Below are 13668 nucleotides of genomic sequence, written 5' to 3'. Positions count from 1 at the left end.
CTCCCACAGTGATCCGCGTTAGCTTCGGCTCATCCGGTAAACGCAATGCTCTCCACCACCTCCAGGTCGTACCCTGTCAACCCCGCGTACTTAAGCGGTGGCCCCAGGTGGCGCAACTTGCCGACGCCCAGGTCCTGGAGGATCTGCGCCCCGGTACCCACTTCAGAATAGATGCGTGATTGGGACCGGCTGAACTGCCTGGGGGGCTGGGTGAGTTGCGGCACGCGCTCGAGCAGCGCCTGGGAGGATTCGTGGTTCGCCAGCACGACCACCACGCCACAACCTTCTTCGGCGACCCGTTGTAACGCCGCCCATAGCGTCCAGTTGGATGGTCCGTGGTATTCGGCGCCCACCAGGTCCCGCAGCGGGTCGATCACGTGCACTCGTACCAGGGTCGGTTCGTCGCGACGAATCTCACCCATGACCATCGCCATGTGCACGCCGCCCTCGATACGATCTTCAAAGGTGAACAAGCGGAAGGTGCCGTGCACCGTCGGCAATTCGCGCTCACCGATGCGCACCACGGTGTGCTCGGTGCTCAGGCGGTAGTGGATCAGGTCGGCGATGGTGCCGATCTTGATGCCGTGCTTGCGCGCGAACACTTCCAGGTCCGGGCGACGGGCCATGGTGCCGTCGTCGTTCATCACCTCGACGATCACCGAAGCGGGCGTGAAGCCCGCCAGGCGCGCCAGGTCGCAACCGGCTTCGGTGTGCCCGGCGCGGGTCAGCACGCCACCTTCCTTGGCGCGTAATGGGAAGATGTGCCCCGGCTGCACGATATCGGCAGGGCCGGCATCGGCAGCCACGGCGGACGCGACGGTGCGGGCCCTGTCGGCGGCGGAAATGCCGGTGGTCACGCCCGTGGCGGCTTCGATGGACACTGTGAACGCGGTGCTGAACACGCTGCCGTTGCTCGGCACCATCTGTTCGAGGCCCAGGCGCTGGCAATGCTCGTCGGTCAGGGTCAGGCAGATCAGCCCACGGGCTTCCCGGGCCATGAAGCTGATGGCCTGGGCGCTGCAACAGTCGGCGGCGAGTAGCAGGTCGCCTTCGTTTTCGCGGTCTTCGTCATCCACCAGCAACACCATCTTGCCCAGGCGGTAGTCTTCGATGATTTCCTGAATGCTGTTAAACGCCATGTCGGGCTCTCTTGTTCTTTATGAAATGCTGGATGGAAACAATTTGTGGTATACCATAATACAAAATAAACCGAGAGGTCACTATGAAGGCGTACTGGATTGCCCATGTGGATGTCACCGACCCCGATCAATACAGTCAATACACCCAGCGGGCACCGGCGGCGTTCGCCTTGTATGGCGCGCGCATGCTCGCCCGGGGCGGGCGTAGCGAAGCGATGGAAGGCAGGGCGACGCCGCAGCGCAGCGTGGTGATCGAGTTCGACTCTTACGAGCAGGCGGTGGCTTGCTACCACTCGCCGCAGTATCAGGAGGCCAAGCGCCACCGCAAGGACGTGGCCCAGGCCGAAGTGATCATTGTCGAGGGCGTGCCGCCTGCGTAGGCGTGGATGCCAGATCATTCACTGTGGGAGCGAGCAAGCTCGCTCCCACAGAGGATTTCACAAGGTGGATTTCACAGGCTGGGCTCCACAAGGGTGATCAACGAATGAAATGGATCTTGCCGCTGTCGTCGTTGCCGATGTAGATGCCATAGACGCCAGCCTGGCGTTCCTCGATATAACGTTCGAGGATCTGCCGGATGGCCGGGTAGTAGATGCTGTCCCAGGGAATGTCTTCGGGAGCGAAGAACTGGCAGGCGAGGGTTTCCGGGCCGAACTGGCCAGTGATTTCCACGGCGACGGCGCGGAAGATAATGTAGACCTCGCTGATCTTCGGCACGCTGAAGATCGAGTAGGGCGAAACTATGTCGGCGCGCACGCCGGTTTCTTCCCAGACTTCCCGCAGCGCGGCCTGCTCAGTGGTCTCATTGCCCTCCATGAAGCCAGCCGGGAGGGTCCAGGTGCCTGGGCGTGGCGGGATGGCGCGTTGGCACAACAGGTACTTGCCATCCTGCTCGATGATGCATCCGGCGATAATCTTCGGATTGACGTAATGGATGTAGCCGCAGCCGTCGCACATCAGCCGCTCATGGGTATCGCCCGCCGGCAGGCGGTGATTCAGGTCACTGCCGCCACACTTTGGACAAAAGCTCGGGCTGAACATGTCAGTGGCCTATGCGCGGTTCTTTCAGGGCGATGGGCGCGGTGATCTCGGGGATGTCGCCGGTTTCTTCCTGCTTGCGCTTGAGGTACTCCAGCGCCACCTTGGCTGCCGCGCGCACGTGATCCACCGAGGCCTGGTGGGCAGCCAGCGGGTCGCCGCTCTTGATGGCCTCGACCATGCGCTCCATTTCCTGGTTGCTGGCGCCGCGACGGTTTTCCTGGGACACCGACGTCGCCCGCAGGTAACTGATGCGCGCCTGCAACTGCCGCAGCTGGGTGGCTGCCACGTGGTTGCCGGAGCCTTCGAGCAGCACGTCGTAGAAGCCTTGCACCGAATCGATCACCTGTTGCAGCTCGCCTTCCTTGAGGGCCTGGCGGTTTTCCTCGAGGGCCCGCTCAAGTGCCTTGATGTCCTTGGCCTTGGCTCGCAGGGTGAACAACTGGACGATCAGGCCTTCCAGCACGCAGCGCAGCTCATAGATGTCGACGGCGTCGGCCAGGGTGATGATCGCCACCCGCGGGCCCTTAGCATCGGCGAACTCCACCAGGCCTTCGGATTCCAGGTGGCGCAGGGCTTCGCGCACCGACGTGCGGCTCACGCCCAGGCGGTCGCACAGGTCACGCTCGACCAGGCGATCTCCCGGCAGGAGCTGGAAGTTCATGATGGCGCTTCGCAGTTTATCCAGCACGATCTCGCGCAGGGTAACGGGGTTGCGATTGACCTTGAAGCTGTCGTCGAGTGGCAGGCGTTTCATGGGGTCCGCTCTGTAGTAAGGCTGTCCATGCCAAACGGGCAACATCTGCGCGTTCAGTTCAAACAGCCGAAGGTTGACTGGAGGCCTCGGCATCGGCTTCGGCAAAGGCTTCACGGGCAAGCCGGAAACTGTCTACCGCAGCCGGAACGCCGCAATAGATACCGACCTGAAGCAAAATTTCGCGTATTTGCTCACGACTCAGGCCGTTACGCAAGGCGCCACGCACATGCAATTTGAGTTCGTGCGGGCGATTGAGCGCCGAGATCATCGCCAGGTTGATCATGCTGCGCTCCTTGAGCGACAAACCCTCGCGGCCCCAGACATGACCCCAGCAGTATTCGGTGACCATCTCCTGCAACGGCCTTGTGAAGTCGTCGGCATTCTCGATGGAGCGCTTGACGTAGGCCTCGCCCAGTACCTGGGTGCGGATCTTCAGGCCTTGTTCGTATTTGTCGTTGCTCATCGCGGCGTGCTCCCAAAGTCTTCGAGCCCACCCATCAGGGTGTATTTGAGTTCCAGATAATCGTCGATGCCATATTTGGAGCCTTCGCGGCCCAGGCCCGAGGTCTTGATGCCGCCGAACGGCGCGACCTCGGTGGAGATCAGGCCTTCATTGATGCCGACCATGCCGTATTCCAGTGCCTCGCTCATGCGCCAGGCGCGGCCCAGGTCGCGGGTGTAGCAATAGGCGGCAAGACCCGAGTCGGTGTCGTTGGCCATGTGGATGGCTTCGGCCTCGGTGGCGAAACGGAAAACCGCCGCCAGTGGTCCGAAGGTTTCGTCCCGGGCAACTTTCATTTGTGTGGTCACGCCGACCAATACCGTCGGCTGGAAGAATCCATGGCCGAGGGCATGGCGTTCGCCGCCGCAGAGCAGCCGGGCACCGTGGGCGAGTGCGTCCTGGACATGGTCCTCGACCTTGGCGACGGCCCGCTCGTTGATCAGCGGACCTTGGCTCACGCCTGCCTCGAAGCCGCTGCCGACCTTCAATTGGGCCACGCGCTCGGCCAAGCGTGCGACGAAGGCATCGTGGATGCCGTCCTGGACCAGGAAGCGATTGACGCAGACACAAGTCTGCCCGGCATTGCGGAACTTGGCGACCAACGCGCCTTCCACCGCACGCTCCAGGTCGGCGTCGTCAAAGACGATGAACGGCGCGTTGCCGCCCAGCTCCAGCGAGACCTTTTTCAGCGTCGGCGCGCATTGGGCCATGAGCAACTTGCCGATGTTCGTGGAGCCGGTGAACGAGAGTTTGCGTACCAGGGGGCTGCCGGTCAGCTCGCCGCCGATGGCCACGGCGTCGCCGGTGATCACGTTGAAAATGCCGGCGGGAATCCCGGCCTGTTCCGCCAGGACCGCCATCGCCAGGGCCGAGAACGGCGTCTCCGGCGCGGGCTTGACGATGCAAGGGCAGCCGGCGGCGAGGGCCGGGCCGGCCTTGCGGGTGATCATCGCGGCAGGGAAATTCCACGGGGTGATGGCTGCCACCACGCCGATCGGTTCCTTGCTCACCACAATGCGCGCGCCGTCCTTGTGGCTGGGAATGGTGTCGCCGTAGATGCGCTTGGCTTCTTCGGCAAACCATTCGATGAAACTGGCGGCGTAGAGAATCTCGCCCTTGGCTTCTGCCAACGGTTTGCCTTGTTCGAGTGTGAGGATTTCTGCCAGCGCGTCGGCCTGTTCGATCATCAGCCCGTGCCAGCGCTTGAGGGTCTGGCTGCGTTCCTTGGCGGTCAGCCCGCGCCAGGCCGGCCAGGCTCTGTTGGCGGCAGCGATGGCCTGGCGGGTGTGTTCGGCAGCCAGGTTTGGCACCCGGCCGATCAATTCGCCATTGGCCGGGTTGAAAACGTCCTGGCAAGCGCCGTCGGGCGCTGCGAGCCATTGGCCGTCGATATAGGCCTGCTGGCGGAACAGTTGCAAGGCTGCTGGACTCATGCCGGCTCCCTGAAAGAATAGAAAAATACGTGTGGCGAGGGAGCTTGCTCCCGCCGGGCCGCGCAGCAGCCCTCGCTTTTTTTCGGGGCTGCCTTGCAGCCCAACGGGAGCAAGCTCCCTCGCCACGGATATTGCGTGGCTTGTGATTCTGGAATCAGCCCAACGCGGGCAGGGCGCCCAGCTTGCCCTTGTGATAGATCATCGGCGTGACCGCTTGCTCGGGTAGGATCAGGTGCTTCACAGCGCCGACGATGATGGCGTGGTCGCCGCCGTCGTACTCGCGCCACAACTCACACTCGATGATCGCCGTGGCCTTGGCCAGGATCGGGTTGCCGAGGTCGCTCAGGTGCCAATCGATGCCGTTGGCCTTGTCCTTGCCTTTGCCGGCGAAGGCGTAGGCTTCGGCGGTCTGGTCGGCGGACAGCAAGTGGATTGCGAATTGCTTGCTGTCCCGCAGGATCGGGTAGGTGTCGGAGGCATAGTTGGGGCAGAACAGCACCAGCGCCGGGTCGATCGACAAGGCGCTGAACGCACTGGCGGTGATGCCGACGATGTTCCCGTCCGGGTCCAGGGTCGTGACCACGGTGACGCCGGATGGGAAGGAGCCCATGACTTCTTTGTAAATGCCGGGTTCGATCATTTCTCAGGACTCCTAGCGCATCACGAACGGGTCAGGCATGGGCGCCTGGGAAAGGTTGATCCACACCGTTTTCAGCTCGGTGTAGGCCAGCACCGAATCGATGCCGCTTTCGCGTCCATAGCCGCTGTTCTTGAAGCCGCCGATCGGCGCCATGGCCGAGACCGCGCGGTAGGTGTTGACCCAGATGATCCCGGAGCGCACGTCACGGGCCAGGCGATGGGCACGGCCCAGGTCGCGGGTCCAGATGCCGGCGGCGAGGCCGAACTGCGAGTCGTTGGCAATCGCCAGGGCTTCGGCTTCGTCCTTGAACCGGATGACCGAGGCCACCGGGCCGAAGACTTCTTCCTGCATGATCTTCATGGAGTTGCGGTCGCATTCGAACAGGGTTGGCTCATAGAACCAGCCGTCACCCACGCCGGTCGGGCGTTTGCCACCCAGGCGCAGGCGCGCGCCCTCGGCGATGGCGTCGGCCACCAGGCCTTCGACCACGGCCAGTTGTTGCGCGGTAGCCATCGGGCCCATTTCACTGTCATCGTCCTGCGGGTTGCCAATGCGGATGCGCCTGGCGCGCTCTTCCAGGCGCGAGACGAACTCATCGTAGATCTCGTCCTGCACCAGCAGCCGCGAGCCGGACACGCAGCTCTGCCCCGATGCGGCGTAAATTCCGGCAATCGCCCCATTGATGGCGCTGTCCAGATCAGCATCGGCGAAGATGATGTTCGGCGATTTCCCACCCAGTTCCAGGGACAGCTTGGCGAAGTTCTCGGCGCTGCTGCGTACCACATGACGGGCCGTAGCCGCGCCGCCGGTAAAGGCGATCTTGCGCACCAGTGGATGACGGGTCAGTGCCGCACCGGTGCTGGGGCCGTAGCCGGTCACGACGTTGACTACGCCCGGCGGGATCCCGGCTTCCAGGGCCAGGCGAGCCAGCTCCAGGATCGTCGCTGACGCATGCTCGGACGGCTTGATCACGATGGTATTGCCGGCGGCCAGTGCCGGGGCCAGCTTGATCGCGGTCAGGTACAGTGGGCTGTTCCAGGGAATGATGGCCGCGACCACGCCCATGGCTTCGTGCACGGTGTAGGCGAACAGGTCCGGTTTGTCGAGGGGCAGGGTGCCGCCTTCGAGCTTGTCGGCCAGGCCGGCGGTGTAGTGGAAAAACTCCGGCAGGTAACCGACCTGACCGCGGGTCTCACGGATCAGCTTGCCGTTGTCGCGGCTTTCGAGCTGGGCCAGTTGTTCCTTGTTTTCGGCGATCAGGTCGCCCAGGCGTCGCAGCAACTTGCCGCGAGCGGTTGCGGTCAGACCACGCCAGGCCGGGCTGTCGAAGGCGGTCTGCGCCGCCTGCACGGCGCGCTCGACATCAGCCTCATCGGCATCGGGCAGTTCAGCCCAGGCCTGCGCCAGCGCCGGGTTCAGGCTTTCGAAGGTCTTGCCGGACAGGGCATCGACCCATTCACCGCCGATGCACATGTGGAAGCGTGCGAGTGTCATGCAACGATCCCCTTTAATGGATTGGGTTGGGCGTACGCCTTGTCGAGGAATTCGAGCAGCACCTGGTTGACCAGGCGCGGCGATTCTACCGGCATCATATGCCGTTGCTCGGCGAGTACGGCAACGGCGGCGCCGGGAATGCGCGCGGCCAGTTGCTCGGCCATTTCCGGGGTCGAGCCCGGATCCAGTTCGCCGGTCGCGATCAGCGTTGGCGCCTGGATACTGTCCAGGTCGTCGGCGCGGTACATGTCCTGGGTGGCGAACAATTCATAGGTGGTCAGGTAGCCCTGCGGATCGTTCTGCGCCAGGGTCTGGCGCAACGCGGCGATCTGCGCCGGGTTGGCCGCCTGGTATTCGCGGCTGAACCAGCGCGACAGCGCGGCTTCGGCATTGGCATCCGGACCATGCTCGGCGGCTTGGGCTGTCCGGGCAATGACCCCGGCGCGTTGCTCGGGGCTGCGGTTGAACACGCTGTTGAGCACCACCAGGCTTTGCAGGCGCTGCGGGTAATGCAAGGCGAACGCACGTGCCACCAACCCGCCCATGGAAAAGCCGACCACCGAGGCCTGAGGCAATTGCAAGTGGTCGAGCAATTCCAGCAACTGGTCGGCGTAGCCGAGCAAGCCGGTGCCGCCGGCCGGACGCGGGCTTGCGCCATGGCCGAGCATGTCGTAGGCAATCACGCGGTATTTCGTGGCCAGGCCAACGACCTGGCCGCCCCACATTTCTTTGTTCAGGCCCACGCCGTGGATCAAGACCACGGGCTGGCCTTGGCCGCTCGCCAGGTAACTGGTGCCGGCCGGGGTGAGTTCAGCGGTGAGCCGAATCATGGAGCGCTCCTGCTTGCCTTTTTTATTGTGGTCAACCGGGCTGGTTCACTGCGCCTTTTCAGCGGCCAGTTCTTCCAGGTCGATGTAGCGGTTGCCGATACGCGGATGCAGGCGGCCGCCATCGGCGCAACCCAGGACCACGACGATTTCGTCGGCGCGCGGAGCGTCTTCGATCTGCATTTCCAGGGTGATGTAGTGCGAACGCAGGCCTTCGTCGTCCTTGTGCATCATCGGAATCTGGATCGAGGTGCCCGGGCCGCCGCGCTTGTTGGTGAAGCTCAAGTAGCTCTTGGCCTTGACCGCTTCGCGATAGTGATTGCCAAAGCGCAGGGTGTGGATGACGGCAGACGCGTGTTCGATTTCACCGTCGGCGCCGACCACGGCGGCCTTGCCGTAGGCTTCGATCTTGTCCGCGCCGCCGATGATGCCTACCAGGCGCTCGACCATCAGTGCGCCGAGGTCGGAGCAGTTTGCGCGGATTTCCGGTTTCAGGTCTTCGACAAAACCGCGGCCCAGCCAAGGGTTCTTCATGACCACCGCCAACCCGACCATGGTCACCGGCTTATCCGTGGCCTTGCCGCCTTCGATGAAGGTTTCGTCGACATAGCTGACGATCTTGCGAATTTCGAAACTCATGAGCTGCTCCGTAGGAGGGTGAGAGAAGTCTGTGCGTATGATGGTATACCATAATACTGTAAGCGCAAGAGGCGGCTTTCAGAATGTTCGCAAGGGGCGACAAAAGGGGGTGAGCCGGTCGGGGTGGCGGGAGAGCAATTTGTAACCGCCACAAAAAGAGCGAGGGCCATCCATCCTCATGGGATAAATGTCCCTCTTTCAGTGCAACAGGCGCTTGTCAGCCCTCTTGTTGCACCTATTCGATCCATTCGAAACGACGCAAGGATCGCGACGGGCAGGCGCTTTATCTCCGGCGAGCGGTTCACGGTCGTCAACACGAGCATAAGACACGACCTACAGCTACACCGATGAAGTCTGCACGAGTATCAGTTCCCGCGGCTGACGCCTCAGCCCGCGCCAGCGCATCCCGCAATGGCATCTGAAACTGCCGTGACGGGTGCGCAGCCAGCTCGACCCCTACGGCAACCCAGATGCATGCACGGGTGCAGGTGAATTCAATGGTGCAGGTCCGACACTCATCACCGCGCCGAGGCCCACGGCATCATCGCGAGCAGGCTAGCTCCCACAGTGGATTTAGGTGTGAATACAATTTCGTATCCGCCTCAACGCCTGTGGGAGCGGGTTTACTCGCGAAGGCGGCGGTACATTCAACCTCTTCTTCAGCAGACCCACCGCTATCGCGAGCAGGCTCGCTCCCACAGTGGATTCAGGTGTGAATACAATTTCGTATCCGCCTCAACGCCCTGTGGGAGCGGGTTTACCCGCGAAGGCGCCGGTGCATTCAACCTCTTCTTCGGCAGACCCACCGCTATCGCGAGCAGGCTCGCTCCCACAGTGGATTCAGGTGGGAATACAATTTCGTATCCGCCTCAAGAACCCTGTGGAAGCGAGCCTGCTCGCGATAGCGGCCGTCCATCCATCCTCATTGCCAACTGACCCACCGCCATCGCGAGCAGCCTCGCTCCAGCGGGGGATCTGCTGCCAGGCAAGGTCCACCCATTTCTCTAAGAATGAAGCTTTCATGACAAAAGTTCGGTAGCACATCGCCATTCCCGTCATGCCTGTGTGACGTGTTCGAAGGGCCTGCAAAGGGTCGTTCGGAGCCGGGGCGCGAGGGCGGGAGTGAGGCGATGGGAACTATGGAACGTTATTCGAAAGTGGGTATGCAGGAGCTTGACCAGCGGCTGTCGAAGATCGTCGAGGCGGCGCGCAAGCAGCCGGTTTCGGTGTATCGCTACGGCGCGCCGTGGGTCTGGATCGTTTCCCAGGATGACTGGCAGGGCGCGCTCAAGGAAGTGTCCAGCTACATTCCCCAGGGGCATTCGCTGGTGTTGTTGCGTCCGCAGATCGACGACCTGCTCAACGATCATCGCGATGTCTTGCAAGGGCTCAATGCCGACGCCCAGATGCTCATCGCGCCGCAGACCGTCATGCACATCCTCCTGCTGCAATTGCTTTATTCGGTGCCCAGCGAGCAGCAACTCTACGAGCAACTCAACTACAACCTGCTGTTCCGCTGGTTCGTCGGCCTGGACCTGAACCAGAAAGTCTGGAGTTTCAACGTTTTGAGCAAAGACCTCGCCACCCTGCTGGGCGATGCGCGGGCAGTAAGACTCATCCAGAAAATCATCGGTGAAGTGTTCTGTGGCGCCTTGCTGCAAATGCCCGAGTTCTCCTTGAACTTCGCGCTGCTGCACACCTGGCTGGCTCGGCACGCCACGACGTCGACTGCAAGCAATTGAGCCGTACTTTGAACTCAGGGGGTGGTGTGGAGCATTTTTTCAAATCGCGGCCGGCGCTGTGGGGCTGGCTGTTGCTGGCGGTCGGGGGGCCGTCGGCATTGGCTGGCGAAGCAGGGCAAGACGCTGCCGAACCCGCAGCGCGCCTGGTGGACGTGAACGAGTATTTCGTGCGCGGCAACACCGTGCTCGATGCCCGGGCCATCGAGGAGGCGGTATACCCGTTCCTCGGTCCACAAAAGGCCTTGAGCGACATCGAAGGCGCCCGGGACGCCTTGCAAAAGGTCTATCAGGCGCGTGGCTATCAATCGGTGTTCGTCGAGTTGCCGGAACAGAAAGTCGAAGACGGCATCGTTTACCTGCAAGTCAGCGAGACCAAGGTCGGTCGGGTACGGGTGGTGGGCGCCAAACACTATTCCCCGGTGGAAATCCGCGAAGAAGTACCGGCCCTCCAGGAAGGCCAGGTGCCCGATTTCGCCCAGGTCCAGAGCGAGCTGGCGCAGTTGAACAAGACGCCCGGCCGCCAGGTCATGCCGTTGGTCCGTGAAGGGCAAAGACCAGGCACCATGGACGTGGACCTGCAAGTGGAAGACCAGAATCCCTGGCAAGCCAGCCTGGGCCTGAACAACGACTACAGTGCCGACACCGAGAGGCTGCGGACCGTCGCCAGCCTCGGCCACAACAACCTTTGGCAACTGGGTCACAGCGTTTCGCTGACCTTCTTCACCGCGCCTCAGGACACCGACAATGCCAAGGTCTGGTCCGGTTCATATACCGCACCACTGGACGAACGTTGGAGCGTGCAATTTTCCGGCTACCAGTCCGACAGCAACGTGGCGACCGTCGGCGGCAGCAACGTGTTGGGCAAAGGGCATTCGTACGGGGTTTCGGCGATTTACACGCTGCCATCCAGTGGCGCCTGGGCCAACACCTTGTCCGCCGGCGTGGATTTCAAGGATTTCGATGAAGAACTGACCCTCGGTGGTTCCAGTGACAAGGCGCCGCTCAAGTACGCGCCGTTCACCTTCGCCTATAACGGGCTGCGTTACACCCAGGACAGCCAATTGGGTCTGGGCCTGAGCCTGGTGGCCGGTACTCGCAGCCTGCTGGGCTACGGCAGCTCCGACGAAGATTTCGACTACAAACGCTACCGCGCCAGCCCCAGCTTCGCCGTGCTCAAGGGGGACGCCAGCTACACCTTTACCTTCGGCAACGACTGGCAAACCGCATCCAAGGCGGCCTTCCAACTGGCCTCCGGACCGCTGGTCTCCAACGAGCAGTTCTCCGCCGGAGGCGCGACCTCGGTGCGCGGTTATCTGGCGGCCGAACGCACCGGGGACGACGGCTACCTGCTGTCCCAGGAGCTGCGCACGCCATCCCTCGCCAGGTTTCTTGGCAGCTACGTCCAGGAGTGGCGCTTCTATGCCTTTGCCGAAGGCGCGCAGTTGTACCTGCGTGACGAGCTGCCCGACCAGGACGCCGACTACGCCCTTGCCAGTGTTGGCCTCGGTACCCGGGCGAGCCTGAGCAAGTGGTTGTCCGGGAGTGTCGATTGGGGCCTCCCGCTGCTCGACGGGCCGAACACCTCGAAAAAGGAATCGCGCCTGCACTTCAACCTGCAAGCGACGTTTTGAACCCAGGAGTCATGTCCATGCAACGCTTATTGTTATCTCTGTTGATTTGCCTGGGGCTGGTTCTTCCGGCAACCGCCAATGCCTGGTGGCAGGACGATTGGCACTACCGTAAACAGATCTCGGTGGACACCACGCCTCAGGGCGCGGCTATCGCCCAGGCTCTGGGGCGCAGCGCATTGCTGGTGCGCCTGCACACCGGCAACTTTACCTTCGACGGGGTCAAGGAGGACGGTTCCGACCTGCGCTTCGTCAGTGCCGACGACAAGACCGTGTTCAACCACCAGATCGAAAGCTTCGACCCGCTGATGGGCATGGCGTTGATCTGGGTCGATGTGCCGAGTGTGGAGGGCGGTCAACGCCAGGACCTGTGGATGTACTACGGCAACCAGAAGGCGCCGGCCGCCGGCAGCGGTCAGCTGACCTTCGATCCGGATTACACCGCGCTGTACCACTTCGACGGTGCCACCGGCGTGCCGCCCAAGGACACCACGGCGTACGGAAACAATCCCCAGGGCGCGGTCGGCACCGGCATCGATGGGGTAATCGGCCGTGCCCTGCAATTCAATGGCCAGCCACTGTTGCTGCCGGCCAGTGCGTCATTGCAGCACAACGCCGGTGGCGCGTTCACCTTCAGCGCCTGGTTGCGCCAGGACCAGGCCAGTGGCGAGCAGGTCGTCCTGGCCCGGCATGAAGCCGCCGCCAGCCTGCTGATCGGCGTCAATCAAGGCACGCCGTTCGTGGCCATCAATGGTCAGCGCGCCGTCTCGACCCAGCCGTTGAACCCAGGCCAGTGGCAGCACCTGGCGTTGACGGCCTCGGGCGACCGGGTGGTGCTGTACCTCAATGGCCGGGAAACCGCGAGCCTCGCCGTGGCGATGCCGGCATTCAACTCGCCGATTGCGCTGGGCGCCGACATTTCCGCCGGTGCCTTCGCGCCGTTCAGCGGGGCGATGGACGAAGCACGGCTGTCCAAGGTCGCCCGCCCGGCGCCGCTGTTGCTCGCCGACGCCAACGCCCAGGGCGCCGAATCGAAACTGGTGGCGTACGGCGTCGATGAGGAACAGTCCGGCTTTGGCTTCGGCAGCCTGGGTTTCCTGCTCAATGCCGTGCCGATGGATGCCTGGGTGATCATCGCGATCCTGGTGCTGATGATGTTCCAGTCGTGGATCATCATGCTGCGCAAAAACCGTATGGTCAGCCGGGTCAGCCGTGCGAACGAGGCGTTTCGCGAACAGTTCGCCCGGATCGGCACGCGCCTGGAAATGTTCGCCGACGACCAGGAACTCGCCCAGCGCCTGCAACATTCGTCGCTGTGGCGATTGTACCTGGTGGCGGTCAAGGAGATCCGCACCCGCCGTGAGCAGGGCGCCGACACGTCAAGCGTCTCGGCGGCCACCATCGAAGCGATCCGTTGCTCCATGGACGGCGTACGCACCCGGGAAAACCAGCAGCTCAGTTCGAAACTCTCGACCCTGTCCAACGCCATCGCCGGCGGCCCCTACATCGGCCTGCTCGGCACCGTGCTGGGGATCATGGTGGTGTTCCTCGGCACGGCGATGGCCGGCGATGTGAACATCAACGCCATCGCTCCAGGCATGGCTGCGGCACTGCTCGCCACCGCCATGGGCCTGTTCGTCGCGATCCCCGCGCTGTTCGGCTACAACCGCTTGATCACCCGCAACAAGGAAGTCAGTGCCGACATGCGGGTGTTCGTCGACGAATTCATCACGCGCCTGGCGGAGCTGCACGGCGAAGGCCAGCCCGGCGAAGCGACCCCGCGCCGTGACCATCACGCTCAATCGTTCGTACCGGCCTGAGGACATCGC

13 protein-coding genes are annotated in these 13668 nt (G+C 62.9%); 4 read left to right on the top strand and 9 right to left on the bottom strand.

The window, feature by feature from the left end:
* Positions 1-29: 29 nt before the first annotated feature.
* The gene (ribBA, locus tag ACLEJR_RS23385) at positions 30-1139 is read right to left on the bottom strand and encodes a bifunctional 3,4-dihydroxy-2-butanone-4-phosphate synthase/GTP cyclohydrolase II (protein WP_440798407.1); all 1110 of its coding nucleotides are present in this window, start codon (positions 1137-1139) and stop codon (positions 30-32) included.
* An 83-nt stretch (positions 1140-1222) separates the two neighbouring features.
* Here ribBA and ACLEJR_RS23380 point away from each other — a divergent pair, with 83 nt between their 5' ends.
* Positions 1223-1519 (top strand): DUF1330 domain-containing protein, encoded by a 297-nt coding sequence (locus ACLEJR_RS23380; protein ID WP_440816811.1) that lies wholly within the window; start codon positions 1223-1225, stop codon positions 1517-1519.
* A 97-nt stretch (positions 1520-1616) separates the two neighbouring features.
* On the opposite strand, the gene ACLEJR_RS23375 is transcribed toward ACLEJR_RS23380, so the two are convergent.
* The 8 genes from ACLEJR_RS23375 to ACLEJR_RS23340 all read right to left on the bottom strand — a co-directional run bounded on the left by ACLEJR_RS23375 (position 1617) and on the right by ACLEJR_RS23340 (position 8469).
* Positions 1617-2180 carry an NUDIX hydrolase gene (locus ACLEJR_RS23375; RefSeq protein WP_440816809.1) on the bottom strand — a complete coding sequence of 188 codons (564 nt, stop codon included), beginning with the start codon at positions 2178-2180 and terminating at the stop codon, positions 1617-1619.
* Position 2181: 1 nt separating this feature from the next.
* The gene (locus ACLEJR_RS23370; protein ID WP_440798412.1) at positions 2182-2934 is read right to left on the bottom strand and encodes a GntR family transcriptional regulator; all 753 of its coding nucleotides are present in this window, start codon (positions 2932-2934) and stop codon (positions 2182-2184) included.
* Positions 2935-2992: 58 nt separating this feature from the next.
* Positions 2993-3397, bottom strand: coding sequence for a carboxymuconolactone decarboxylase family protein (locus ACLEJR_RS23365; RefSeq protein WP_310362778.1), 405 nt, complete (start codon positions 3395-3397; stop codon positions 2993-2995).
* Positions 3394-4869: an NAD-dependent succinate-semialdehyde dehydrogenase gene (locus ACLEJR_RS23360; protein WP_440798415.1), complete on the bottom strand. Its 1476-nt coding sequence runs from the start codon at positions 4867-4869 to the stop codon at positions 3394-3396. The genes ACLEJR_RS23365 and ACLEJR_RS23360 overlap by 4 nt, the downstream gene beginning before the upstream one ends.
* Positions 4870-5023: 154 nt before the next feature.
* Entirely contained in the window at positions 5024-5509 is a 486-nt protein-coding gene (locus tag ACLEJR_RS23355; protein WP_042728215.1) for a flavin reductase family protein, read from the bottom strand.
* Between the two features lie 12 nt (positions 5510-5521).
* Complete coding sequence (locus ACLEJR_RS23350; protein ID WP_440798418.1) at positions 5522-7003, bottom strand: aldehyde dehydrogenase; 1482 nt, start codon at positions 7001-7003, stop codon at positions 5522-5524.
* Complete coding sequence (locus ACLEJR_RS23345; RefSeq protein ID WP_440816806.1) at positions 7000-7833, bottom strand: alpha/beta fold hydrolase; 834 nt, start codon at positions 7831-7833, stop codon at positions 7000-7002. Before ACLEJR_RS23345 ends, ACLEJR_RS23350 begins: the two co-directional genes overlap by 4 nt.
* Positions 7834-7878: 45 nt before the next feature.
* Positions 7879-8469, bottom strand: coding sequence for an amino acid synthesis family protein (locus ACLEJR_RS23340; protein ID WP_440798422.1), 591 nt, complete (start codon positions 8467-8469; stop codon positions 7879-7881).
* 1139 nt (positions 8470-9608) lie between these two features.
* Here ACLEJR_RS23340 and ACLEJR_RS23335 point away from each other — a divergent pair.
* The 3 genes from ACLEJR_RS23335 to ACLEJR_RS23325 all read left to right on the top strand — a co-directional run bounded on the left by ACLEJR_RS23335 (position 9609) and on the right by ACLEJR_RS23325 (position 13659).
* Positions 9609-10211 (top strand): transposase, encoded by a 603-nt coding sequence (locus ACLEJR_RS23335; protein WP_440816803.1) that lies wholly within the window; start codon positions 9609-9611, stop codon positions 10209-10211.
* A 68-nt stretch (positions 10212-10279) separates the two neighbouring features.
* Complete coding sequence (locus ACLEJR_RS23330; RefSeq protein ID WP_440816816.1) at positions 10280-11842, top strand: ShlB/FhaC/HecB family hemolysin secretion/activation protein; 1563 nt, start codon at positions 10280-10282, stop codon at positions 11840-11842.
* 17 nt (positions 11843-11859) lie between these two features.
* Positions 11860-13659: a DUF2341 domain-containing protein gene (locus tag ACLEJR_RS23325; RefSeq protein WP_440816800.1), complete on the top strand. Its 1800-nt coding sequence runs from the start codon at positions 11860-11862 to the stop codon at positions 13657-13659.
* Positions 13660-13668 lie beyond the last annotated feature (9 nt).

It is taken from the genome of Pseudomonas sp. SMN5 (assembly GCF_052041925.1).
In the GTDB taxonomy this organism is placed as follows: Bacteria; Pseudomonadota; Gammaproteobacteria; order Pseudomonadales; family Pseudomonadaceae; genus Aquipseudomonas.
This window is presented reverse-complemented; position numbering and strand designations above follow the sequence as displayed.